The organism is Xiashengella succiniciproducens (assembly GCF_023674465.1).
Classification (GTDB): Bacteria; Bacteroidota; Bacteroidia; order Bacteroidales; family Marinilabiliaceae; genus Geofilum; species Geofilum succiniciproducens.
Window position 1 is genome coordinate 3008217 of sequence record NZ_CP098400.1, and the last position, 23871, is coordinate 3032087.

21 protein-coding genes and 2 tRNA genes are annotated in these 23871 nt (G+C 42.4%); 14 read left to right on the forward strand and 9 right to left on the reverse strand.

Annotated features, from left to right (window positions below):
* Positions 1-167 precede the first annotated feature (167 nt).
* Together M9189_RS12450 and M9189_RS12455 are read left to right on the forward strand one after the other, a co-directional pair.
* The gene (locus M9189_RS12450; protein ID WP_250723681.1) at positions 168-968 is read left to right on the forward strand and encodes a glycogen/starch synthase; all 801 of its coding nucleotides are present in this window, start codon (positions 168-170) and stop codon (positions 966-968) included.
* A gap of 50 nt (positions 969-1018) precedes the next feature.
* On the forward strand, positions 1019-2452 hold the full coding sequence (locus tag M9189_RS12455) for a DUF4270 family protein (RefSeq protein WP_250723682.1): 1434 nt from the start codon (positions 1019-1021) through the stop codon (positions 2450-2452).
* Between the two features lie 4 nt (positions 2453-2456).
* Here the strand turns inward: M9189_RS12455 and M9189_RS12460 are convergent, their stop codons facing one another.
* The gene (locus M9189_RS12460; protein WP_250723683.1) at positions 2457-3065 is read right to left on the reverse strand and encodes a riboflavin synthase; all 609 of its coding nucleotides are present in this window, start codon (positions 3063-3065) and stop codon (positions 2457-2459) included.
* 93 nt (positions 3066-3158) lie between these two features.
* Here M9189_RS12460 and M9189_RS12465 point away from each other — a divergent pair, with 93 nt between their 5' ends.
* Complete coding sequence (locus M9189_RS12465; protein WP_250723684.1) at positions 3159-4163, forward strand: NAD-dependent epimerase/dehydratase family protein; 1005 nt, start codon at positions 3159-3161, stop codon at positions 4161-4163.
* Between the two features lie 6 nt (positions 4164-4169).
* Here M9189_RS12465 and M9189_RS12470 read toward each other — a convergent pair whose 3' ends face one another.
* From M9189_RS12470 to nagB, 5 genes are all read right to left on the reverse strand, one after another.
* The gene (locus tag M9189_RS12470) at positions 4170-4652 is read right to left on the reverse strand and encodes a GNAT family N-acetyltransferase (RefSeq protein ID WP_250723686.1); all 483 of its coding nucleotides are present in this window, start codon (positions 4650-4652) and stop codon (positions 4170-4172) included.
* Positions 4653-4707: 55 nt separating this feature from the next.
* Entirely contained in the window at positions 4708-5997 is a 1290-nt protein-coding gene (locus tag M9189_RS12475) for a nucleotide sugar dehydrogenase (RefSeq protein ID WP_250723687.1), read from the reverse strand.
* Between the two features lie 83 nt (positions 5998-6080).
* Positions 6081-7124, reverse strand: coding sequence for a polysaccharide deacetylase family protein (locus M9189_RS12480; RefSeq protein ID WP_250723688.1), 1044 nt, complete (start codon positions 7122-7124; stop codon positions 6081-6083).
* Between the two features lie 77 nt (positions 7125-7201).
* The gene (gene metK, locus M9189_RS12485; RefSeq protein ID WP_250723690.1) at positions 7202-8452 is read right to left on the reverse strand and encodes a methionine adenosyltransferase; all 1251 of its coding nucleotides are present in this window, start codon (positions 8450-8452) and stop codon (positions 7202-7204) included.
* Positions 8453-8697: 245 nt separating this feature from the next.
* Positions 8698-9492 (reverse strand): glucosamine-6-phosphate deaminase, encoded by a 795-nt coding sequence (gene nagB, locus M9189_RS12490; RefSeq protein WP_250723691.1) that lies wholly within the window; start codon positions 9490-9492, stop codon positions 8698-8700.
* 249 nt (positions 9493-9741) lie between these two features.
* Here nagB and M9189_RS12495 point away from each other — a divergent pair.
* From M9189_RS12495 to upp, 6 genes are all read left to right on the forward strand, one after another.
* A tRNA-Glu gene (locus M9189_RS12495) sits at positions 9742-9813 on the forward strand.
* Between the two features lie 38 nt (positions 9814-9851).
* Complete coding sequence (rpsT, locus tag M9189_RS12500) at positions 9852-10106, forward strand: 30S ribosomal protein S20 (RefSeq protein ID WP_250723693.1); 255 nt, start codon at positions 9852-9854, stop codon at positions 10104-10106.
* A gap of 14 nt (positions 10107-10120) precedes the next feature.
* Positions 10121-10192: transfer RNA gene (locus M9189_RS12505), tRNA-Glu, on the forward strand.
* 202 nt (positions 10193-10394) lie between these two features.
* Positions 10395-11093: a RadC family protein gene (gene radC, locus M9189_RS12510; RefSeq protein WP_250723695.1), complete on the forward strand. Its 699-nt coding sequence runs from the start codon at positions 10395-10397 to the stop codon at positions 11091-11093.
* A 15-nt stretch (positions 11094-11108) separates the two neighbouring features.
* Complete coding sequence (locus M9189_RS12515) at positions 11109-12155, forward strand: hypothetical protein (RefSeq protein ID WP_250723696.1); 1047 nt, start codon at positions 11109-11111, stop codon at positions 12153-12155.
* Positions 12152-12805 carry a uracil phosphoribosyltransferase gene (upp, locus tag M9189_RS12520; protein ID WP_250723698.1) on the forward strand — a complete coding sequence of 218 codons (654 nt, stop codon included), beginning with the start codon at positions 12152-12154 and terminating at the stop codon, positions 12803-12805. The genes M9189_RS12515 and upp overlap by 4 nt, the downstream gene beginning before the upstream one ends.
* Here upp and folK read toward each other — a convergent pair.
* The gene (gene folK / locus M9189_RS12525; protein ID WP_250723700.1) at positions 12787-13287 is read right to left on the reverse strand and encodes a 2-amino-4-hydroxy-6-hydroxymethyldihydropteridine diphosphokinase; all 501 of its coding nucleotides are present in this window, start codon (positions 13285-13287) and stop codon (positions 12787-12789) included. The genes upp and folK overlap by 19 nt on opposite strands.
* A gap of 106 nt (positions 13288-13393) precedes the next feature.
* Here folK and sppA point away from each other — a divergent pair, with 106 nt between their 5' ends.
* The 3 genes from sppA to M9189_RS12540 are packed head-to-tail and all read left to right on the forward strand — an operon-like array spanning position 13394 to position 17086.
* Positions 13394-15163 (forward strand): signal peptide peptidase SppA, encoded by a 1770-nt coding sequence (sppA, locus tag M9189_RS12530; RefSeq protein WP_250723702.1) that lies wholly within the window; start codon positions 13394-13396, stop codon positions 15161-15163.
* Positions 15164-15222: 59 nt separating this feature from the next.
* Positions 15223-16293 carry a tetraacyldisaccharide 4'-kinase gene (lpxK, locus tag M9189_RS12535; protein ID WP_250723704.1) on the forward strand — a complete coding sequence of 357 codons (1071 nt, stop codon included), beginning with the start codon at positions 15223-15225 and terminating at the stop codon, positions 16291-16293.
* Positions 16274-17086 (forward strand): purine-nucleoside phosphorylase, encoded by an 813-nt coding sequence (locus M9189_RS12540; protein WP_250723706.1) that lies wholly within the window; start codon positions 16274-16276, stop codon positions 17084-17086. Before lpxK ends, M9189_RS12540 begins: the two co-directional genes overlap by 20 nt.
* A 136-nt stretch (positions 17087-17222) precedes the next feature.
* On the opposite strand, the gene M9189_RS12545 is transcribed toward M9189_RS12540, so the two are convergent.
* The gene (locus tag M9189_RS12545; protein ID WP_250723708.1) at positions 17223-19562 is read right to left on the reverse strand and encodes a lamin tail domain-containing protein; all 2340 of its coding nucleotides are present in this window, start codon (positions 19560-19562) and stop codon (positions 17223-17225) included.
* Positions 19563-19690: 128 nt separating this feature from the next.
* Here M9189_RS12545 and M9189_RS12550 point away from each other — a divergent pair, with 128 nt between their 5' ends.
* Positions 19691-20701 (forward strand): aspartate-semialdehyde dehydrogenase, encoded by a 1011-nt coding sequence (locus M9189_RS12550; RefSeq protein WP_250723716.1) that lies wholly within the window; start codon positions 19691-19693, stop codon positions 20699-20701.
* Positions 20702-20842: 141 nt separating this feature from the next.
* Positions 20843-22513 (forward strand): formate--tetrahydrofolate ligase, encoded by a 1671-nt coding sequence (locus M9189_RS12555; protein WP_250723718.1) that lies wholly within the window; start codon positions 20843-20845, stop codon positions 22511-22513.
* 98 nt (positions 22514-22611) lie between these two features.
* On the opposite strand, the gene hflX is transcribed toward M9189_RS12555, so the two are convergent.
* Positions 22612-23871 carry a GTPase HflX gene (gene hflX / locus M9189_RS12560; protein WP_250723720.1) on the reverse strand — a complete coding sequence of 420 codons (1260 nt, stop codon included), beginning with the start codon at positions 23869-23871 and terminating at the stop codon, positions 22612-22614.

Sequence of the window (23871 nt, forward strand, 5' to 3'; positions counted from 1 at the left end):
AAGGAATAAATACCAAACAATAAAAATTAGACATTAAAAAAAACCAAAAATCGAACCCCTCGTGCCAAATATACGGTAATAAGCAAGCAGACACAAGGATAACAGGCTTTGTTTTAGTAGCATATTTTTTGTACTTTTGTCAGAAACTTACATTTTTTTATAGTACAATGGAAAAAAGCAAAGTCCTATTTATCTCCCAGGAAATTACTCCTTTCCTTCCAGAAAACGAGCAATCAGTACTGGCACGCAATCTTCCGCAGGGGATCCAGGAAAGGGGCAAAGAGATCAGAACCTTTATGCCGCGCTTTGGTTCCATAAATGAAAGAAGAAATCAACTTCACGAAGTAATTCGCCTTTCGGGAATGAACCTTATTATAAATGATACCGATCACCCACTCATTATAAAAGTTGCTTCACTTCAAGCTGCAAGAATGCAGGTTTACTTCATTGATAACGATGACTATTTTCAAAGGAAATACACGACAGCAGACGATGATGGCACTGAATTTGCAGATAACGATGAACGTGCCTTATTCTTTGCCCGTGGGGTTTTGGAGACAATCAAGAAACTTAGATGGGCCCCTGATGTAGTTCATTGTAATGGATGGTTCACTGCACTTGCGCCGGTTCTTATCAAGAAGACCATGCATGATGACCCTTTCTTTTCAAAGGCCAAAGTTGTATACACTCTATACAATGATGCTTTTACACAGCCTTTGGATAAGGGGATCAAAGCAAAAATTAAAGCCATGGGAGTTTCGGAGAAGGACCTGAAATTGCTTGAGGACCCAACATATGCAAGCCTGAGCAAACTGGCAATAAATATGTCTGATGGCGTTATAAAGGCCAGTAGTATAGTGGATCCTGATGTTGAGAAATACGCAAAGGAATGCGGCAAACCATTCCTTGACTACCAGGGAGAAGAAGATTATGTTGATGCTTACAATGATTTTTACGACGCGTTGTAAGTTGTTAGAGCGGAGACAGGAGACTAAATCAATAAAACTAACAAGACTATATGTCAAACAAAATGTCTGGGCTTATCAAACTGGCAGCATTAAGCCTGTTGCCTGCTTTTTTCTCTTCTTGTAATAATGACCCTGCAAATATAGGGCTTGATACATTGCCCAAATCGGATATCATTCAGGGTAATAGTATCAGTAAAGCCTTTTATGCCAAAAATGTGATACCCGACAGGGTTATTACTGACAGTCACTCGAGCGGAGCTACTGCTATCCTTGGATATTTCAGCGATCCTATCTTTGGTCCTGTAAAGGCCGACTTTGTTACAGAGTTTTCATTATCGAAAGCAGGTATTGATCCTTTCTATTATGATCCGGATACAAAAGCCCCTGCACAAGAGAAAATGTTTCCTGACTCGGTAATTCTCCGACTTCCATATTTCTATCAGGACTGGTTTGGAAAATTGGATGCCAAACAAAAGTTACAGGTATATGAGTTAAGCGAGAAACTCGAAAAAGCATCTTCCGAAGCCAGATACTATAACGACTTTGAAATAATGGGTAAATACTATGCCAATCTGCTTGCAGAGAAGGAATATACTGTACACGGTGGAATTGGCGATACCCTGACTGACTCAATATGGAATACGTTACAAGGTCTATATCCGATGGAAATAAGACTTGCTGACGAAGTTGCCAACAAGCTATTCAACCTGACATCTGAACAGCTAAGCAGTGATGAGCTTTTCAAGGAAGCCTTTAATGGTCTTTATATAACAACTCCTTTAAATCCTTCATCAGCAGGATCTCTACTGCTGTTTAACCTCTATAACAGGGATGCGAAACTGGTTTTGTATTACCACAAGCAGGTTACCAATGACTCTATAAAAAAATATAACTACGAATTCGTTATAGATCGTTCTTCAAGATTCTTCAACAGGTACTCTCATACATTCTCTGGTTCTATTGTAACCGGAACGACTGATGCTTCGATGTTGATGATCCAGGGACTGGCCGGCAGTTATGCTGAATTTGATATCAGCTCTTTAATATATGAGTGGAAGGATTCCTTGAAAAATAACTCAGGAGACTTACAAATAGGCATAAGTGGAGTAGATCTGATTTTCACGGCTGATACACTTACGAAAGTTGACGGGCTGTTTACCCCGGCCAGCAATGTACTACAGATAAAAATGAAGGACAGCAGGGGAATAATGAAAAATCCCACCTATATAGATAGTGATGGCGATGAAGTTGCAATGTTTATAACCTCTGCTGCTGCCTTTGATGAAAGTAGCCTTAGCTATACATTCAAACTTAATCAGGCATTTTTTGAAGATGCGGCTTTAGGAAAAGTTGAAGTACCTGTTCTATACCTTCAGCTTCCTTCCTCGCAATTCAATTTTAACAGGGTAGTACTATATAATAATGTGGCAGCAGCCAACCCTGTGTTTAAAGTGAAATATGTAAAGCACAGGAGGCTTGATTAAACTCTCAGGAATTCCTGAGAGCCATAATCCGGCTAATGTATTTCCCTACTATATCAAATTCCAGGTTAACAACAGTACCCGGTTTGATTTGATGGAAATTGGTATGGCAATAAGTATAGGGAATTATCGCAACTGAGAAGCTGTCTATACGGCTGTTTACCACTGTCAGGCTAACACCGTTCACGCAAACTGAGCCTTTCTCAACAGTCATATATCCCTGTTCTGCCTTAGCTTTATCAAAGTCGTATCTAAAAGTAAAATACCAGCTTCCATCAGCTTCCTTTACTTCGGTACAAACAGCAGTCTGATCGACATGGCCTTGAACTATATGGCCGTCAAGGCGGCCATTCATTGGCATGCTACGCTCAAGATTGACCTTATCCCCTATTGAAAGTAAACCGAGATTTGACTTTTGTAAGGTTTCGGCAATAGCTGTAACAGTATAAACATCGCCAACAGTCTTTACAACCGTAAGACAGACTCCATTATGCGCTACGCTCTGGTCTATTTTAAGCTCGCTGGTAAACGAACTCTTCAGGCTTATATGTAGATTGCCCTCTTCCCTTTCCAATGCAACAACTGTTGCAGCCTCTTCAACTATTCCGGAAAACATATATTCTGGGTTTAATCAATTTCGACTTTAGAACAACCGAATTATTTTATTTGCTAATTTAGTAACAATTTCTGAAACAGTTAAACTGAGGTTATGATATTAGTAAGCGGCGGCACAGGATTGGTAGGTTCACATCTGTTATTTCTTCTCACTGAAAAGGGCTATCCTGTCAGAGCAATTTACAGAAATAGAAAAAACATCAGTGAAACAGAAAGAATCTTCAGGTTCTATAAGGAAGATGCACAGCAACAGCTTGATCTTATAGAATGGGTTGAAGCAGATGTTACCGACTATTATGCCCTTGTTGATGCACTGCAAGGTGTTAAACACGTATATCATGCTGCTGCCAGGGTGTCATTCAATCCCGGCGAATCTGAACTGATGCTTCAGGTAAATACCGAGGGGACGGCCAATCTGATGAATGCCTGCCTCCAGGTAGGCATTGAAAAAGTCTGCTACGTTAGTTCGGTTTCCTCCCTTGGCAAGAATCTTGAAAGCAACATTATTGACGAAAACGTGGAATGGCAACCTGATGATTACCGCTCTGCGTATTCATACAGTAAGTTCAGGGCCGAAATGGAGGTGTGGCGCGCATCCAAGGAAGGACTTCCTGTAGTAATAGTCAATCCCTCCGTTGTAATAGGTCCGGTAAACTGGAAAAGAAGCAGTGGACGTCTCTTTTACTCTGTCAAAAAAGGGATGCCATTCTACACTAACGGAGGTGCAGGTTTTGTCGATGTGCGTGATGTAGCCCGTGCTGCTGTAATGCTTATGGAGAGTGATGTGGTCAACGAACGCTACATCCTCAACAGCGAAAACCTGACATACAAGGAATTCTTTACCATAGTAGCAAAAGCACTTGGTAAACGACCTCCCTTTATTAGAGCCAGTAAATGGATTACAGAACTGGGATGGAGAATTAATCTTGTATTATGTGCCATTGCAGGCAAGGCTCCAGCTATTACCAAGGATACAGCCCGAACTGCACACTCAGTATCATACTACTCAGCGGAAAAGTTTTCTACGCAGTTTAACTATAAATTTCTGCCGATAAGTGAGGCTGTCGAGAATGCTTCAAGATGGTTTAAGAAGCAGTAAAGGTCTCTATCTGTAAACAAACACCAGCTCAGGAGCTCCCTTGTGCTTGCGTCTCTTCAAAAATTTAAATCCCAGCTTGCCGGCCAGGGCAAGTGAGGCTTTGTTTTCAGGATCCGACACCAGTCTGAGACGGGACTTTTTATCTTCATCCAGTGCATCAACAAAAGCCCTTACTGAACGGACAGCAAAGCCCTTTCCATGGAAGGCAGGGTTGAAATGATATCCAAGATAGTAGTAAAGACGCTTTCTCTCAATAGTGATTACCCCTATCATCTTGTTGTCGGGTTGCAGATAGACGCCATATTCCTGTATGCGGCTCTCATCTGTCTGCCTTATCAGACGTGCCATATCCGCAACCAGGTCATCACTGGTAATAGGTTGAAAATCATCGTACCTGGCAACCTCAGGGTTCCCAAAAATCTCAAGATAAGAATCGGCATCGTCAAGGTTGATGTCTCGCACACAAAGTTCCCCGGCTATTATCTTCATTATGCCTGATTTATTCCAACAAAACATCCAAATAGGCTGGAGGCTGGAGCCCAGGTCAGAGGCTTAGGTATTCCAGACCAATATCTCTTTTGCGGAAGGCTCCTTTGATATCAACAAAGAGTCCGTTTTCAACACAAAGATTTTTGAACTCTTCATCGCTTAACTTGAGGAATTCGTTGTGGTTGACGGCAACCACAACAGCATGGTATTTGCCTGTTGGTGCATCAACAAGTCCAAAACCGTATTCTTTTATCAACTCTTTTGATGAAGCATGCGGATCAACAACATCAACATTGACACTAAAAGATTTCAGCTCATATACCATATCGGCAACTTTAGAATTGCGGATATCACTAACATTTTCCTTAAAGGTAGCACCCATAACTAGTACTCTTGAGCCATTGATTGCATGACCGGCTGAAATCAGACGCTTTACTATCTGGTTAGCAATATACGATGCCATATCGTCATTGATCATGCGTCCACCATTTATAATCCTTGAGTGAATACCTAGTTCGTTAGCCTTGTAGGTCAGGTAATAAGGATCCACACCAATACAGTGTCCACCTACAAGACCAGGAGAGAACTTAAGGAAGTTCCACTTTGTACCTGCTGCTTCAAGCACCTCGTAAGTATTAATATTAAGCTTGTTGAATATAAGCGAGAGTTCGTTCATCAACGCGATATTGACATCACGTTGAGTGTTCTCTATAATTTTAGCAGCCTCGGCAACTTTAATAGAACTGGCCTCATAGATACCAGCCTTAATAATTGCACCATAGACCTTGGATATTTCCCTGAGAGCCTCCTCATCGCTTCCGGATACGATCTTTAAAATTTTCGTTAGCGTATGCTCTTTATCACCCGGGTTAATGCGCTCAGGAGAATAGCCTACCTTAAAATCCTTATTGAGTTTGAATCCTGATTCTCTCTCCAGGATTGGGACACAGTCATCTTCGGTGCAACCAGGATATACAGTTGATTCAAACACAACATAGTCACCCTTTTTCAGCGCCCTTCCAACAGATGTGGTAGCACCCAACAAAGGCTTGAGATCAGGCAGTTTGTGTTCATTAATAGGAGTAGGTACAGCCACAACATGAAAACTGGCCTTTGCCAAATCTGCTGGATTGCTTGTAAACTCGATATCACAACCTTCGAATGCAGATGCATCCAATTCGTTGCTGGGATCTATATGCTTGCGCATAAGTTCGACCCTTTCGCTGTTTAAGTCAAATCCTATTACCTTCATTTTACGTGCAAATTCAAGCGCAATAGGAAGTCCTACATATCCAAGACCAGTTACGGACAATACTGCCTTTTTCTCAATTAACTGTTGAAACATAATCTCCTTTTTGATTTTATGAGGGGCAAGTTACAAAATTGCCTTTACTAAGACCGAAAATAAAATCCATGCTTTGATGAACGTCATAAATCGTTATATACACCAAGCTCTTTGATGCGGTCAAGCAACGAAACAAAGAAGATTTCTTCCTTGTTCAGTGAATCCTTTACGACCTCCATCGCAAAAGGACTCATGTTCTTCAGGTTGATAACAACCTGTGAATAAGGTCTGCTATTTGTGTACAGATACCTCCACCTTATTGCATCAGTGCCTTCAGCACTAAACATATAATACCGGCTACCAAGCTTTGACCACAAATGGCCTGATTGCTCCTTCTTTAAGAAACCCAGTCGCTTACCGTCTCCGTAAGTACCCTTGTTGGTATGAACAAAATTCCAAAGTATATAAAACTGGGCCCTCCTGTAAAAGGGAACCTTTACGGTACCTTTAGGTAACTCCCAGAAATATCCGTCCTTAGACTCCTTAAGCACACTGCTGTCAAACCTGTAATGAATCCCTGCAGGCATCTTCCTGTAGTCAAAATAGAACTCCGGACTATAGCTTTCCATGCCATAGGCTGCTGAAGAGTCCACCTTTATCCCGTTTTGCTTAAGGGCTGCTGCAATCTTTCCAAAGGGTTCGACTCTGTATCCCCCGGCCCGGAATACCCTGACCTTGTAGTCAGGGATAGTCTTCCGGGCTATTTCCTCAAGTAGAATACGGCACTGGGTGATACAACCTGTTATAGTGTTTATATCAGTTTCATCTTCCTCGTCCCAGAGGCGGTGAATTGTAAAACGATTGTATGAAAAGTGCCACTTATTGTTCTCCCACCTGGCATCCAACCAGTGTGGATGAATGTTCATCTGAATATCATGGCCCCTTTTCAGGAGAACTGACACCTGCTTATCAATCAGCTCACGGTCAAAACGAAGGTCGGGAACTTCCCGTTCCAACTCCTTTAACCTGTAATAATGCATCACATCAATAAAGACCGTCATTTTTGACCCACTTGGCTCCAATATTTCCATCAAGTGGTTTAACGGCCGGATCATACAGTTCTCAACGGTACCTGCATCATCCCCGAAAAACAACTCATAGTCAACCGATAGTAACAGAGGCTTCATAAGCATAAAATTATGCATAATCTGTCATAATTGTCAGCTTAAAATACGCCAATCTTTGAATTTGTATATAATGCCTCTTACAATCCAAATTCCTTCTTTATTGAATCAACGTAATCAAGCTTCTCCCATGTAAAGAATTCAACTTCTTTCTTAACCTCCTTGCCATTCTCAATGAAGGTAACGAGGTCCGTATATGGCTTGCGTCCCATATGCCCATAAGCAGCAGTAGCCTCAAAAATCGGGTTCTTTAGTCCCAGGCGACGTATTATCATACCAGGACGAAGGTCAAATAGCTTCTGAACATGGGTGGCAATTTCACCATCAGTCAACTTAACCTTTGACGTTCCATATGTATTGACATATACACCTACAGGCTGAGCCACTCCAATAGCATATGCTATCTGAACAAGCATTTCGTCTGCCACTCCAGCTGCCACCATATTCTTGGCAATGTGACGTGCTGCATAGGCTGCTGAACGGTCCACCTTGGAACAATCTTTACCTGAGAAAGCGCCTCCACCGTGGGCTCCTTTGCCTCCATATGTGTCAACAATAATCTTACGACCTGTAAGTCCGGTATCTCCATGTGGACCACCAATTACAAATTTACCTGTAGGATTGACATGGAGGATAAAGTCCCTGAACAAACCGGCAATTGAAGAATTAAGTTTTTTGATTACCCTTGGGATCAGAATATTCTGTACATCTTCCTTGATCTTTGCAAGCATCCTCTCCTCATCGTCATCAAATGGATCGTGCTGAGTAGACACTACTATAGTGTGAACCCTTACCGGCCTGTTATCATCTGAATATTCCAAGGTCACCTGCGACTTGGAGTCCGGTCTAAGATAGGTCATTTGCTTAGCCTCACGACGTATGGCAGCCAGCTCTAAAAGCAACAGGTGTGACAGATGAAGTGCAAGTGGCATATAATCCTCAGTATCCTTGCATGCATAACCAAACATCATTCCCTGGTCACCAGCCCCCTGATTCTCCTCCGAATCACGGTCAACTCCTCTGTTGATATCTTCTGATTGTTCATGAATAACAGAAATAATACCACATGAACCGGCATCAAACTTATACTCAGATTTGTTGTAACCTATACGCTCAATAACACGCCTTACAACCTTCTGCACCGGAACATAACCACTGGTTTTGATCTCACCACCAACTACAACCAAACCTGTTGTAACAAAGGTCTCGCATGCCACACGTGAATGCGGATCCTGGCGAAGCAGTTCATCAAGAATTGCGTCTGAAATCTGATCTGCTACTTTGTCCGGATGGCCTTCTGAAACAGACTCTGAAGTGAATAAATATCCCATAACGAAAATACATTATAGTCTTTTGACCAGCAGGTCAAAAGCTTAGTTAAACAAAATTTTCCAAGGGATTTATAAGTCGATAGGCAAAAAGATGCGTTTTAGCATTTTTTTTGAGTGGTTGCAATCGGCCAAATCCCTCCACTTTTAGTTTGACACAAAGGAATAAAAAAATAATTAAACCAGCGGTATTTTAGATCATAAATATGTCAAGCTTACTGTGAAGTCATTTGCGTCCTTCTAAATAATCAGTACTTGCAGCAGGCTAACTTTGATGCTGCACCCTTGTCAAGAATAAATTCAGTATCCTTATGTTTTTGAAGGAAAGACGCTGGCACCTCAATACCAACTTGCCCTTCAATTGCCTTAGCAAGTATCTCAGTCTTCTTCTCTCCCCATCCCAGTAGAAAGACCTTTCTGGCTTCCATAATAGTCCTGACACCCATGGTCAAAGCTTTCCTTGGTACAAACTCAGCTCCACCAAAATCCCCAGCTGCGTCACTTATGGTCAAAGGATTCAGTGTCACAAGACGAGTAATATCATTAAGCTGAGATCCGGGTTCATTAAAACCAATGTGACCGGCACGTCCTATTCCTAGTATCTGTATGTCAATACCGCCGGCTTCCCTGATCATCCTTTCGTAACCTTCACAGTACTCATTAATCATATGTTCAGCCAAAGTGCCTACTGGTATATGAACATTTGCCCTGTCTATATCTATATGTGAGAAAAGATGCTTGAACATGAAGTAGTGATAGCTATTTACATCGTCAGGTGATATTGGATAATATTCATCCAGATTGAAACTAATCACTTTTTTAAAACTCAATCCCTCCTCTTTGTGAAGCCTAACAAGTTCCATATAAAGTGGTATTGGAGTATTTCCAGTAGCAAGGCCCAATACCGTGGGCAATCCTTCACTGTTCCTCTTATTTATAAATGCAGCAATTTTGGCAGCTACATACCTTGCGCCTTCCTCGGGAGTATCGAAAATTTGAGTGTTAACCTTTGTTTGCTGTCCGACAATAGTTTGATTCTCCATGATAATCAAAGCTTTAGGTTATGGCCAATCTAATGTTTACTAAAATGAGACAAATAAAATAACAAAGGTAAAAGACTGGAGCTAAAGGTGTACCCAAGAGGCCCCAATTTTTGACCAACATCATAAAAGCTTCATTGACTTGCCTATAAGTAAAAATCAACTTTTTTGTTTCTTAAATTTGGAAGAAAACAAATTTGATATATCTTTGCATCCGCAATTGAAAAACGATTTTCTATTGCATTCATTTTTGGTCCCTTCGTCTAGGGGTTAGGACGCCAGATTTTCATTCTGGAAACAGGGGTTCGATTCCCCTAGGGACTACAGGTAAAAACAATTAGAACTTTATTTAAACAATTGAGATGGCAAATCATCAATCATCAAAGAAGAGGATCAGGCAGACCGTTACCCGTAATCTGAGGAACAGGTATTACGCAAAAACTACACGTAATGCTATCAAGGCTCTGCGTCTGACCACGGAGAAAGCTGCTGCATCAGAGCTTTATCCGAAAGTGGCGTCCATGATTGACAAATTGGCTAAGAAGAATATTATTCACAAGAATAAAGCTGCAAACCTGAAGGCCAGTTTGGCAAACCATATTAATTCCCTGGCTTAATCGTCCGGGAAACCGGTCCCTTCGTCTAGGGGTTAGGACGCCAGATTTTCATTCTGGAAACAGGGGTTCGATTCCCCTAGGGACTACAAAAACAGGCTGTCTTTTTAAGACGGCCTTTGTTGTTTTCTTCTAACCCAGTTTCTCTAAGGCAGCAATTAACTGCTCTTCTTAAATATCATCTATTCTCAATCGCAAGGTACGATATTTAAATCGGGGACATTTGAGCCAACCTCATCTCCATTGCCAATTATTTGCAAATTTATTAGCTTGAATGGCAAAACTTTAACCATGGCTCAATACTCAAAACTTACAATTAAGGACCTTGCAGTGGAGGACCGTCCGCGCGAAAAACTGCTACACAAAGGAATGGCCTCACTTTCAGATGCAGAACTTCTTGCAATACTTATTGGATCCGGAAGCCGAAAAGAATCCGCTGTTGACCTTGCCAGGAAAATAATGGCCGGGTTCAACAATAACCTAAATGAACTAGGTAAGGCTGAGGTGAATGAGCTTACCGGACGCTTTCATGGCATTGGAGAAGCAAAGGCAGTTACAATAGTTGCCGCAATGGAACTCGGCAGAAGACGCAGGCTTGAGGAATCACTCGAAAAACCGACTATCAGAAGCAGCACTGATGCCTTCAACATAATGAATCCACTAATTGGCGACCTGCCTCATGAAGAGTTTTGGATACTTATGCTTAGTCGATCCAACAGACTGATTCACCAGTACAACCTGAGCAAGGGTGGAATGACAGGTACTGTCATAGATGTAAGAATGGTTATGAAACGAGCTCTAGAGACAAGAGCATCTTCTCTGATTCTGGTACACAATCACCCCTCAGGCAATATCAGGCCAAGTGATGCTGACATCAGGATAACAGAAAAACTCAGGGATGCCGGCAAAATTATGGAGGTCCCTGTAATAGACCACATCATTGTCACGGATAATTCCTACTTTAGCTTTGCTGACGAAAATCTGCTATAGTCACCGTGATTACTAATGGACCTAAGATTTCTAAAAAACAAGGAGATAAACAGGGAGCTTTGGGACAAGGGAATAGCTTCCTCCCACCATCCTTTAATCTATGCCGAAAGCTGGTATCTTGATATTTGCTCTCCGGATTGGTCCGCCATAGTCGACGTCGACTATGGCTTCCTTTTCCCGCTACCAGTCAATCGTTCAATTGGTCTTTCTCTGGTTATGCAGCCCCTGTTTGTCCAACAGCTTGGTATTTTCTCCAAGGAAGTTCCTTATCCGATGACCCTTATAGACACATTGCAAAAAATTTGCTATCCCGTTGTCAATCTCAACGGGAACTCTTCTATGATGGTTGGTTCTGCCAAACAGAGGTCTGAAAACTTACCCGGTATTCCAGAGTATAACTCCACAAAAGGTGTTATATCCCAATTAGGCAGATCTGTCAGACTAAAGGAAAACTGCATTTTGCCTCTTACCAGCACCTATGAGCAGTTGGCCGTAAACTTCTCGGATAATTGCAGACGCAATCTGAAAATATCCAAACAGAAATCATTTGGTACTGGACCTTGCAACTCTTCAGATCAGTTCATTGACTTTACAAAAAAGCACCTGAACTATAGCATCTCAGATAAAGATCTACGTTTGCTTAAGGGAATAGTTGATGAGGCACTACAGCGCAGTTGCGGGTTTATTATTTCATGTGACAATTCCAAGGGAGAGCCCTTGGCCATGGCATTCTTCCTCAATAAATACGGGCGTCTGACCTTTCTTTCGGGCAGCTCTTCGCTACAAGGCCTCGAATACCGAAGTATGTTTGCCATAATTGACAATGTAATCAGAGAATATGCGGGAACTGGTATTATCCTTGACTTTGAGGGTTCAGACCTCTCAGGAGTAAGACGTTTTTACGAGGGCTTCGGATCACAGAAAGAATATTACCCTGCATTTGAAAACCACCTCCTTCTGCGATTATGGAATTTATTCAGACGAGTAAAAAAACAACACAAAAAATCAGGTGTACGTCTGAGTTTTAATATTTCAAACTACCTTTGCAATAAAAACCGATGAAGATCAACATAATTAACAAACCTGCGTCGATTTTCAACCAATTCATAGCTGAATTAAGGGATAGGGACATCCAGACCGATCCCATGCGCTTTCGCCGCAATCTTGAACGTATTGGTGAAATCTTTGCCTACGAAGTAAGTAAGGTTCTTAGCTACAAAGAAAAGGACATCCAAACCCCGCTGGGAATAGCAAAAGAATCCGTTTTGACTGACAATGTAGTAATTGCATCAATCCTTCGTGCCGGAATCCCTTTACACAACGGAATCCTCAACATTTTCGACCGTAGCGAGAATGCATTTGTTTCAGCATACAGGAAGTATGATGAGGCTGGAAAGTTTGAGATTCACATAGAGTATATTTCATCTCCCGATCTTAATGGGAAAACCGTTATCCTAGCAGATCCAATGCTAGCAACAGGGGCTTCACTTGAGCTGGCATACAGAGCTCTGCTTTCAAAGGGTACCCCGGCTCATGTACATATTGTCAGCATAATTGCAAGTCAGGCAGGTGTGGATTACATATGCAAGGCTATGGAAAGAGAACCTGTCACATTGTGGCTTGCTGCTGTAGATGAGGAACTGAATGCAAAATCCTATATAGTACCCGGTCTGGGAGATGCTGGAGACCTTGCTTATGGTTCCAAACTATGAGAATGGAGTTTGACCATACCCTGATCTTCACAGTCCTGTAACAGATCACCGACTGTTTTACCAAATACCGGATGAAGCCATCCGGCCCACAATTCATTTAGTGGTAACAGGGTAAAACGTCGTAGGTGAAGACGAGGATGGGGAACTATTAAAGCATCAGAGTCAATTACAAGATTATCAATAAACAGGATATCAATATCTATTGGCCGGGAGGCATAACCAATGCCTTCCGGCCTTTTTCGTCCAAGCTCTCCCTCAACTTTAAGAAGTGTATCAAGTAAGACCTCAGGTTCCAAAGTTGTCTCTAGTTCCAGTACACAATTGAGGAAATTCCTCTTTGCCTCAAATCCCCAGGGACTGCTTTCATACAGGGAAGATACAGCAACAACCCTGCCTGCCCTTCTGGCTATCAACTCAATAGCCAACTGGAATATAGTAGGAGTATCTCCTTCATTTCCCCCAAGCAGAATTAATACTTTCATAATAATCAAAAAATCACCATTAGCCAACAAAAATGACAGGCTATCCGATTGATTTAATTCAATTTTGTACCTTAGCAATTCCAAAACTCAAAATTAAAAAGAAATTATGAATAAGTTTTTTAAGTATTTCCTGGCAGTAATAGCTGGAGCCCTGGTATCTGTATTCATCCTTACCATGGGCTTCTTCATGATCATCAGCAGTCTGGCTTCTTCAGCAAGTCAGGAGGTCAAGGTTAAAGATAATTCTATCCTTGTACTGGACCTTAATGGTGCTATTACTGAAAGAAACAGTAATGATATTTTGGCAGATTTGACAGCTGAGCTAACCGGAAGCGAACCTTCAGTAGGTCTTAACCAGGTCCTTAAAGCCATCAAACAGGCAAAGGACGACGATCGCATCAAAGGAATTTACCTGGAGAGTGGAATGCCAAGTACAGGCTATGCCACGATCGAAGAGATCAGAAATGCCCTTCTGGATTTTCGCGCCTCAGGCAAGTTTATTTATAGCTTCAATTCAACATATTCTCAAAAAGGATACTATCTGGCTACAGCAGGTGATAAGGTATATCTTAATCCTGAAGGAATGCTTGATTTTCAAGGCCTTGCAGGCTCTTACACTTTCTACAAAGGACTACTTGAAAAACTTGGTGTTGAAGTGCAAGTATTCAAGCATGGTGAGTTCAAGTCTGCTGTTGAGCCGTACATTCTTGACAAGATGAGCGATCCAGCCCGTCTGCAGGCTGAAGTATACCTTAATTCTATGTGGAACCATATCCTTAATTCAATTTCGGCTAGTCGTGGGCTAACAGTTGAGGAACTCAACAGCGCTGCATCAATGGTACCAGTAATGTTGCCTGGTGAACAGCTGTTAGATCTCAAACTTATTGATGGCCTCAGGTACAAGGATGAAGTTATCAGTGAATTAAAGGCTCTTACCAACACTGAGGACAACGATGACCTCAATGCTATAGGTGTAAGAGCATATAGTTCGGTATATCTGCCAAAAGAAAAGAAAAAAGGTCTTGAAAAGAACAAGATTGCCGTTATCTATGCCGAAGGTGCAATTGACGATGCAAGTTCATCTGGTGGCATTGACTCAGAAGAACTCTCACGTACTATCCGCGAAGCACGTCGCGATAGCAGCATTAAGGCTATAGTATTCAGGATTAACTCTCCCGGCGGTTCAGGCCTGGGCTCAGAAATCATCTGGAGAGAAGTAAAACTCGCAAAGGAGACTAAGCCAGTTGTTGTATCCATGGGTGATTATGCAGCATCAGGAGGTTACTATATTGCGTGTGCTGCCGATACCATTATTGCGCATCCTACAACTCTTACAGGTAGTATTGGGGTCTTCAGCATAGTACCCAACGCTCAAAAGCTGATCAACAAGATTGGTATTACTACAGACAGAGTTGTAACCAACGAGTTTGCTGATTTCCCATCATTGGATCGTCCATTTAATGCTGATGAAAGGCGAATCATGCAAGCTTATATCGAACGCTTCTATGAAGTATTTCTGACCCGTTGCGCAGATGGAAGAAGTGTTGAAAAAGAAGCCATCGGTAAGATTGGTGAAGGTCGTGTCTGGAGCGGTGAGAATGCAATTGGAATTAACCTTGTGGACAAACTTGGTGGTATTGATGATGCTATAGCCGTTGCAGCAAATATGGCCGGTATTGAAACCTATAGGATAGTCGAACTTCCTGAACAGTTATCATCAATTGAACAGCTAATGAAAAGCTTCTCTGGTAATGCCACTGCTAAAATTATGGAGACCCTGCTTGGAGAAGAATACAAAGTACTGAAAACAGTTAAATCTCTTGAGAATGCCTATCCTATTCAGGCAAGGATCCCATACGAGATTTCAGTTAACTAATAGTAGGAGTATTATTTCATTGGGAACAGAGCAATCTGTTCCCAATACATTTTTGTACCATGCAATTGTTTCGATTGTTTCTGCTCCCATTCTCCTTTGTCTATTGTGCTGTCAGCACGATCCGAAACAAGCTTTTCGATTTGGGAATACTCAAGTCTCAATCATACAAACTTCCATTAATTTCCATAGGCAATATCACAGTTGGAGGCACCGGGAAAACACCGGTTACCGAACTGCTATTACACACTCTGGGTGATAAATACAAATGTGCCACCCTGTCAAGGGGCTATGGAAGGAAGACGAAAGGAGTTATTCTTGCCGGAGATGCAGATAATTGCAATACAATTGGCGATGAGCCAATGCAGATGAAGCTCAAATTCCCCGGTATTACAGTGGCTGTAGCTGAGAAAAGAGTGGAAGGTATGGCCAGGCTTTTAAATCGTGACGAAAAACCCGAAGTCATCCTACTGGATGATGCTTTCCAACACAGATATGTAAAACCTGGTCTGTCAATCCTTGTAATTGACTACAACAGACCTCCGTGGAAGGATTTCTGTCTTCCTGCAGGGAATCTCAGGGAACCAATATCTGCACTCAAACGTTCCGACATAATCCTTGTAAACAAATGCCCTCACAACCTGAGTAAAGAAAAAGCTGAGCTAATCCGCAATAAGCTGAGGCCTGCATCCCACCACAAACTGTTTTTCAGCGTTATACAATATGAAGAGCCCCTTTGTTTGGGAAACACCAACAATAAGCTTAGCTTTAGGGATAAACTTGCAGAGAACGGAGAGGCATTGGTAGCAGTGGCTGGAATTGGAAATCCCCAGCCCTTCTATGAGAGTCTCAGACAATTTGGTGTACCTTTGAGGACCCTTAGCTTTAGAGATCATCACAACTTTAGTCAAGCCGATCTTAAAAAGATAGAAGAAGAGGGATGCAATAAAAACACTAGGCGACCAGAGGTGATAACAACAGAAAAAGATGCCGTTCGCATGATATCATCAGGATTCTTAACTGAGTCACTTAAGGAGCGTCTCTGGTATTTGCCCATAAGAATTGAGGTATTATTTGATCAACAGGATATTTTTGAAAAGATAATTACAGATTATGTTGAAAGCCATTATTGAAACTGCAGATTTTCTAAGATCACTGCAGACATTGAATCCCGAGATAGGGATAATACTTGGAACAGGGTTAGGTGGACTAGTTAAGGAGATTGAAATAGACACAAGTATTTCATACAGCAGGATTCCAAATTTCCCCGTATCCACTGTAGAAGGACATCAGGGGCGACTTATTTTTGGTCGTATCAAAGGGAAGCCTGTAATAGCAATGCAGGGACGTTTCCATTACTATGAAGGATACAATATGCAACAGGTTACCTTCCCTGTAAGAGTAATGAAGCAAATGGGAATTAAGACTCTGGTCGTATCAAATGCTTCAGGTGGACTGAATCCTTCATTTAAGGTGGGTGATCTGATGATAATTGATGACCACATAAATATGTTTGGCAACAACCCTCTCATAGGTCCCAACCTTGCAGAGTTTGGACCCCGCTTCCCCGATATGAGTGAGCCCTATAGCAAGGAGCTGATAGCAAGGGTTCATGATATTGCTGCTAAGGAAGGAATTGAAGTAAAGCAGGGAGTCTATGTAGGTACTGCAGGTCCTACTTTCGAGACTCCAGCCGAATATAAATTCTTCAGAATTATTGGAGGAGATGCAGTGGGAATGTCAACAGTCCCGGAAGTTATCGTTGCCCGTCACAGTGGTCTTACATGCTTTGGAATCTCAATAATTACAGACTCAGGAGTTCCCGGCCAAATCGTTGAGGTATCCCACGAAGAAGTTCAAAAGGTTGCTTCAGAAGCAGAGCCCAAAATGACCAAGCTTATCGCAGAACTTGTAGGTACTCTGTAGAATAGGTATACAAGTATATAGCCTGCCCAATGATTAGCCACAGCCCTGTCAGAGACCAGTAGTCTCTGACAGGGCTGTGGAATTTCTGAATCTGATCAGTCCATTAAAACCTATATCTCCTCAATTGGGAAAACCCCTATTTCTTAGGACTTATACCAAGCACTGCAGCCTTTTTAGTTTCATACCCTGAACCTCCTTCCGGGTTAAAGCAACGGATAAAGACGATATAAATCCCTGAAGGTGCAAGAGCCCCAATTTCATTTGTTCCATCCCAGTAACAGCTTCCATCAACTGAAACAGGCTCATTGTTAAGCAGGCTGCGAACAAGTCTTCCTGCCCTGTCGTATATCCTGATAGTGCAGCAATATCCGGGTATATCAAACTTGTATCTAATAACAAAGAGGTCGTCCACGCCGTCACCGTCAGGTGTAAAGATTTCCGGTGCGATACTAAAGCCATCTCCCTCCTCATTTTTAGGGGTCACTGACTGCGAATTCCTTTTCCCCGGAGTCGCATACCCATGTTCTCCAGATGCTGAGTGCCAGTTATACCTACTACTGCTCTCTGCATATGGGTCTATCCTCTCAAGTGATACTCCCTTGGTTAATCTCAACAGGGGCATATGAAACTCATTACTATAGACAAAAGCATCAATAGTCTGCCCCCTGTTATCAGTCAGTAGCACAGTCCCACCTGAGTTCACATAGTTTGGCATCCCATCCGGTTCTACTACCTCTGCATTATCACCTACCTCATAGCGATCTATGACCCACGCCTTATCTGCAGTAATAACCAAATAAGCTCCTGGCAGTAATGCCCTTCGGTACTGGCATAGCTTAATAAGCTTCTCAGGAACACCTGTTGCATCCCCTCTTGCTATATAGAGTGATGACAAGTCAATTAGCTTTTGAGAGCGATTATATAGCTCCACAAAATCACTTCCACCTTCTGGTGGATCATAGAGCAGCTCATTAATCACCACATCCCCAGCCTCAGCAGGCAGTGGAATACCAAACATGATAAATGATTGTCCACGCAAGGTGTTACCACCCAGATCTGAAGGTAGTACTCCAAAATCCAACCTATAACCTCTGTTGACAAGCAGTGCGGCCTCAAAAACAATTCTAAGTTCGTTATAGAAAACTCCCTGTAGTCTGAGATCTGCAAGCTCCGGAGTAGATGCTGCCTCTATGCTTGAAATATGAATATCGCTTACAGAGGTACTATCCATCGCTTCCGAAAAAACCAGGACCAACACTGAATCACTTTCAATATAGTGAGATAGAAGTGTTGGGGAATTAAGATCAGGGTAAATTTCAGCTATCGAATTTGCCCTACCAGGAGTTCCTCCTGAAATATCAACAGAAAATCCCCAGTTTGCCGGATCCCCCGATATATTATCCGGGTCCTTGATCTCAAGGGCCCAGCCACCATCTTTTTTAAAACCTTCACTACCATAATCCCTGCTATACTGCACAGCACTAATCTGCATTCCGAAGCTGTCCTTCATCACCAATACCCCACCCCCATCAGGCAAAGAGGACCATGTTGCAGCCTCAACAACATTTTCAATAAAGCCCCAATCAGCCCCTTTACCCTGAGGAATGACAAGAATATACTCTCCTGGGAAAAGCAGGTATTTCCCGAGTGTAATACTACCGGAACTTGTTTCGACCCTACACCCGGCAAGATTGACAACCTCATCACCCCTGTTGAAAAGTTCGATATATTCAGTAGCAGGTAGCCCAACAGCAGGGCTAGGATCAGCCATCACCTCTGTGACAACCACAGCATTAAGTTTGGCTTGATATGGAAGAGGCTCAGGAGGAAGGGTGTCGGTAAAAGCCTCCCCACATACACTGAGATTCTCATACCAAAAAAGCTTGCTGCGGGTAGCTGTATAAACCGAGGCCACACCAAAGTACTGCGACTCAAAGCCCTCAACCCTGGCACGTCCTTCCTCACGATAACCCTCGCCAAGGTCAGTTTCCAGTATTGTCTCACCACCTTTAAACCTTGTAACCCTAATTGCAGCTGAAGGTGCAGAATTATCCAGAATTTTCTCCACACCTGCTATTAGCAGCTCTTTCTTACCATCCTTAACCTTCCATAGGGAAATATTATCGGCAGTGGATCCAATAACCAGGTACAGTCCATTTTGCGCCTCATCTCTGGAAGGGGCATCCATGGCAAGCCAGACCTGTGCATAGTTGGATGACGAAGGGTTGAACCCAAAACTAAAGCGCAGTTCCCATCTGGCATCTTCAACGGCATCAAGCTTTGTATATATCCAAGATGCTCCAGCTTCTGCAGGAGCGTCAAGCCTAAAGCTCTGATTGCCTTCTTCAAATAGATAAAAATCAGTCTCACCATGCCATTCGGGTGCTGAAAGAACATTTCCATGACATACGTCATAGTTGCTTTGACCCTCAAGATTTAAGCAACTGATCAAAAAGAGGATAAAAACTTTCAACATCGGGTAGCGGTTATGGTTATAAATGCCTACATTTGTTTTTCTTGGCTATACTAATCGTAAGCAATAACAACAAAAATTTAAGCATTTTTTTAGTTGATGTAAACAAACCTAAATTAGTTTAACAGAAAATGAGAGCAGCAATTGTAGGAGCTAGTGGAGCGGTAGGACAAGAATTCCTCCGTGTTTTGGAAGAAAGAAACTTCCCCTTGGACGAGTTGGTATTATTTGGTTCAACCCGTAGTGCAGGTACAAAGTACACATTCAGAGGTAAAGAACTGACCGTTAAGGAGCTCAAACACAATGACGACTTTAAAGGAATAGATTTAGTCTGGACATCTGCCGGAGCATCAACATCTAAAGAATATGAAAAAACAATCACAAAATACGGTGCAGTAATGATTGACAATTCAAGCGCATTCCGCATGGATAATGATGTGCCCTTGATTGTACCTGAAGTTAATGCAGAACAGTGCAGAAATATTCCCCGAAATGTGATTGCTAATCCAAACTGTACAACTATCCAACTTGTAGTTGCACTGAAGGCTATTGAGGATATTGCCCATATCAAAAAAGTACATGTGTCTACATATCAGGCAGCAAGTGGTGCAGGTGCAGCTGCGATGGATGAACTATTAAAACAGACTGAACAGCTTGTAAAGGGTGAAGAACCTACTGTAAGCAAGTTCAAGTATCAACTTGCAATGAACCTGATTCCCCAGGTTGATGTCTTTACAGACAATGGTTATACAAAGGAAGAGATGAAAATGTATAACGAATCTCGCAAGATTATGGGTACCGATATCGAAGTCAGCGCAACTTGTATCAGGGTACCTGTAATGCGTGCTCACTCTGAAGCCACCTGGATTGAAACAGAACGCCCGATAAGCATTGAAGAGGCCCGTGAGGCTTTCGCAAAAGCCAAGGGCGTAATCGTAATTGATGATACAGCCAATAGCCAGTACCCTATGCCTTTGTTCCTTGCCGGACGTGACGAGGTATTTGTAGGCCGTATCCGCAAAGATCTAACAAATCCCAACGGACTGACATTCTGGACTGTTTCTGACCAGATCAAGAAAGGTGCTGCACTTAATGCAGTTCAAATAGCAGAGTACATGCTTGAACAAGGACTGTTGAAATAAGTCCATTTTGCAAAGCGTGACTAACATATTTTCAAAGCCCTGAAATACTCCGGTATTTCAGGGATACAAAAAGAGGTTGCCATAGAAGTATGGCAGCCTCTTTTTTTGTACCTTTCGGATTGAATAAGTAAACAAAACGGTATGCTGTCGGATTTGGAAATTGCTCAAAGCGCTAAAATCAAAAATATCAAGGAGATTGCAGGCAAACTTGGAATTCCTGAATCAATGCTGGAACCATATGGCCACTACAAAGCCAAACTCCCCCTTTCTCTTATAGATCCTGAAAAGATAAACGGTAAGAAACTTATCCTTGTTTCTGCAATTTCTCCCACTCCGGCAGGAGAAGGCAAGACAACTGTTTCCATCGGACTTTGCGAAGGACTAAACCAGATAGGGAAAAAAACTACTGTAGTACTCCGCGAACCTAGTCTGGGACCGGTATTTGGCATCAAGGGAGGAGCCGCAGGAGGAGGCTATGCTCAGGTAGTTCCAATGGAGGATATCAACCTCCACTTCACAGGAGATTTTCCTGCTATAGAGAAAGCAAACAACCTGCTGGCTGCGCTAATCGACAATAATATCCAAAACAAGAACAGCACTCTTGGAATAGACCCCCGAACCGTACATTGGAAAAGGGTGATGGACATGAATGACCGTGCCCTTAGACACATAATAATAGGTCTTGGAGGTACCACCTCAGGTGTGCCAAGGGAAACCGGCTTTGATATTACTGCTGCATCTGAAATCATGGCTATCCTTTGTCTAAGTGAGAATTTCGACGATCTGAAAAAGAGGATGGGCAATATCTTTGTCGGATTCACCTATGACAAGAAACCAGTCTTTGCACGTGACCTGAAGGCTGAAGGCGCCATGGCCGCACTTTTAAAGGATGCTATAAAACCCAATCTGGTACAAACTCTTGAAGGAAATCCAGCTATCATTCACGGAGGGCCTTTTGCAAATATTGCCCAGGGAACAAATTCAGTTCTGGCAACCAAGATGGGACTTTCACTTTCTGACTATGTAGTTACTGAGGCTGGTTTTGGCTTTGACCTTGGCGCAGAAAAATTCCTTGACATCAAATGCGTTTCTTCAGGTTTGAAACCTGGTGTTGCTGTTCTCGTTGCCACTATCAGAGCTCTTAAATACCATGGTGGGGTAAAGCTTGACGAGATCAAAAAACCTAATGCCCAGGCTGTTGAGAACGGACTCGAAAACCTTGAAAAACATATAGAAAACATTCGCAAGTTCAACATCTGCCCAGTTGTTGCTATCAACAAATTCGCTGATGATACTGTAGAAGAGCTAGAGGTTGTAAAGAACCTTTGCAATAAACTAGGAATCAGATCTGCAATTACAACAGCTCATGCAGAAGGTGGTCGTGGTGCAGTACAACTTGCAGAAGCAGTTGTTGAGGTATTAAATGAATGTAAATCTGACTTCAAACCGCTCTATGACTGGGGCTGGAGCGTTGAGCGTAAGATTGAGACAATAGCCAAACAAATCTACGGTGCCAATGCCATAGACTATACTGCTCAGGCAAAAGATGACCTGAAGAAGATTGAAAGCCTGAACCTTGACAAACTACCTGTCTGCATTGCCAAGACACAGAAATCGCTTTCAGACAATCCAAAACTTCTGGGAAGACCGGAAAACTTTATAGTCACTGTCAGGGAAATAGAAATAGCTGCAGGAGCCGGATTTGTGATACCAATCACAGGTAACATAATGCGTATGCCTGGTTTACCAGAGTATCCGGCTGCAGAAAAGATTGATATTGATTCAGAAGGCCGGATTAAAGGACTATTCTAGTCCCCAAAGGCCTTTTTTCACCAATCCTAATACAAGATTATTTTCAGGAGACGCAGATATGAATCTAAGCTTCATCAAGATATGGTAGAACAAGCACCCTAAGAATCTAATTCCTCTGAGTCATTATCCCCTGTATCTTCCAATCCAAGTTCTTCAGGATTCAGATTAGGAAATAAAAAGTCATTGTATGGGAACCTTGTAACATGAATCTTCATAACCTCGCTATATACCAGATCCCTGAATTCATCAAAATTATCCTTTTTCAAGGCCGAAATAAAAACAGAGGTAGCCTTGTTCATCCAGGTCCTTTTCAGGTCCTCAATCGTTATATTCTCACGCCTGACAGGAGTCAGATCATCAGCTTCCTTTTCAACATGAGAGAAAGCATCTACCTTATTGAAAACCATTATTACGGGCTTATCCCTGTCATCAATCTCCCTTAAGGTTGATTCAACAACTTTGATCTGATCCTCAAAACCCGGGTGAGAAATATCCACTACATGAAGCAGGAGGTCAGCTTCACGTACCTCATCAAGTGTCGACTTAAAGGATTCTACTAGGTGGTGAGGCAGCTTTCTGATAAATCCCACAGTGTCGGTAAGCAGAAATGGAAGATTGCGTACGACTACCTTTCTCACAGTCGTATCAAGGGTAGCAAACAGCTTGTTCTCTGCAAATACCTCACTCTTGCTAAGGGCATTCATAAGAGTGGATTTGCCTACATTTGTATAACCTACAAGAGCAACCCTGACAAGCTTTCCACGATTCTTCCTCTGAGTTGCCATCTGCCTGTCTATCTTTTCCAGGTCTTTCTTAAGCTTGGCAATAATATCTCTGATGATACGACGGTCAGTCTCAAGTTCCTTTTCACCGGGTCCCCTCATATTAATCCCTCCTCGTTGGCGTTCAAGGTGAGTCCACATACGAGTCAGTCTTGGCAACATATACTGATACTGAGCCAGCTCAACCTGAGTCTTAGCATGAGCAGTCCTTGCCCTCATGGCAAAGATTATCAGGATCAGGCCTGTCCTGTCGATAATTTTTACCTTTAGCTCGTTTTCAATATTCTTTAATTGCGATGGAGATAGTTCATCGTCAAAGATAACAGCAGTAATATCCTCATTCATCAGCAGGAAGGTTTTAACTTCCTGAAGTTTACCGCTCCCCAGATAGGTCCGGTTGTCAGGCATTGGCAGTGCCTGAACATAACGCTTTACGGTTAATGCCCCGGCAGTCTCAGCAAGAAAAGCAAGTTCATCCAAATGTTCATTGACCGTACCCTCCGAAAGGTCAGGAGTACGTACAGCAGCTAATATAACTTTTTCAAGGTCCTTATCAATGGAAAGTAGTTCACCCAT

Bases quoted from the DNA above. Each gene is read 5' to 3' on its own strand.
- radC (WP_250723695.1), top strand. From the start codon at position 10,395: ATGGCTCAATACTCAAAACTTACAATTAAGGACCTTGCAGTGGAGGAC.
- lpxK (WP_250723704.1), top strand. From the start codon at position 15,223: ATGCAATTGTTTCGATTGTTTCTGCTCCCATTCTCCTTTGTCTATTGT.
- metK (WP_250723690.1), bottom strand. From the start codon at position 8,452: ATGGGATATTTATTCACTTCAGAGTCTGTTTCAGAAGGCCATCCGGAC.
- M9189_RS12515 (WP_250723696.1), top strand. From the start codon at position 11,109: ATGGACCTAAGATTTCTAAAAAACAAGGAGATAAACAGGGAGCTTTGG.
- M9189_RS12550 (WP_250723716.1), top strand. From the start codon at position 19,691: ATGAGAGCAGCAATTGTAGGAGCTAGTGGAGCGGTAGGACAAGAATTC.
- upp (WP_250723698.1), top strand. From the start codon at position 12,152: ATGAAGATCAACATAATTAACAAACCTGCGTCGATTTTCAACCAATTC.
- folK (WP_250723700.1), bottom strand. From the start codon at position 13,287: ATGAAAGTATTAATTCTGCTTGGGGGAAATGAAGGAGATACTCCTACT.
- M9189_RS12455 (WP_250723682.1), top strand. From the start codon at position 1,019: ATGTCAAACAAAATGTCTGGGCTTATCAAACTGGCAGCATTAAGCCTG.
- M9189_RS12480 (WP_250723688.1), bottom strand. From the start codon at position 7,124: ATGAAGCCTCTGTTACTATCGGTTGACTATGAGTTGTTTTTCGGGGAT.
- M9189_RS12545 (WP_250723708.1), bottom strand. From the start codon at position 19,562: ATGTTGAAAGTTTTTATCCTCTTTTTGATCAGTTGCTTAAATCTTGAG.
- M9189_RS12475 (WP_250723687.1), bottom strand. From the start codon at position 5,997: ATGTTTCAACAGTTAATTGAGAAAAAGGCAGTATTGTCCGTAACTGGT.
- rpsT (WP_250723693.1), top strand. From the start codon at position 9,852: ATGGCAAATCATCAATCATCAAAGAAGAGGATCAGGCAGACCGTTACC.
- M9189_RS12460 (WP_250723683.1), bottom strand. From the start codon at position 3,065: ATGTTTTCCGGAATAGTTGAAGAGGCTGCAACAGTTGTTGCATTGGAA.
- M9189_RS12470 (WP_250723686.1), bottom strand. From the start codon at position 4,652: ATGAAGATAATAGCCGGGGAACTTTGTGTGCGAGACATCAACCTTGAC.
- hflX (WP_250723720.1), bottom strand. From the start codon at position 23,871: ATGGGTGAACTACTTTCCATTGATAAGGACCTTGAAAAAGTTATATTA.
- M9189_RS12555 (WP_250723718.1), top strand. From the start codon at position 20,843: ATGCTGTCGGATTTGGAAATTGCTCAAAGCGCTAAAATCAAAAATATC.
- sppA (WP_250723702.1), top strand. From the start codon at position 13,394: ATGAATAAGTTTTTTAAGTATTTCCTGGCAGTAATAGCTGGAGCCCTG.
- M9189_RS12465 (WP_250723684.1), top strand. From the start codon at position 3,159: ATGATATTAGTAAGCGGCGGCACAGGATTGGTAGGTTCACATCTGTTA.
- nagB (WP_250723691.1), bottom strand. From the start codon at position 9,492: ATGGAGAATCAAACTATTGTCGGACAGCAAACAAAGGTTAACACTCAA.
- M9189_RS12540 (WP_250723706.1), top strand. From the start codon at position 16,274: ATGTTGAAAGCCATTATTGAAACTGCAGATTTTCTAAGATCACTGCAG.
- M9189_RS12450 (WP_250723681.1), top strand. From the start codon at position 168: ATGGAAAAAAGCAAAGTCCTATTTATCTCCCAGGAAATTACTCCTTTC.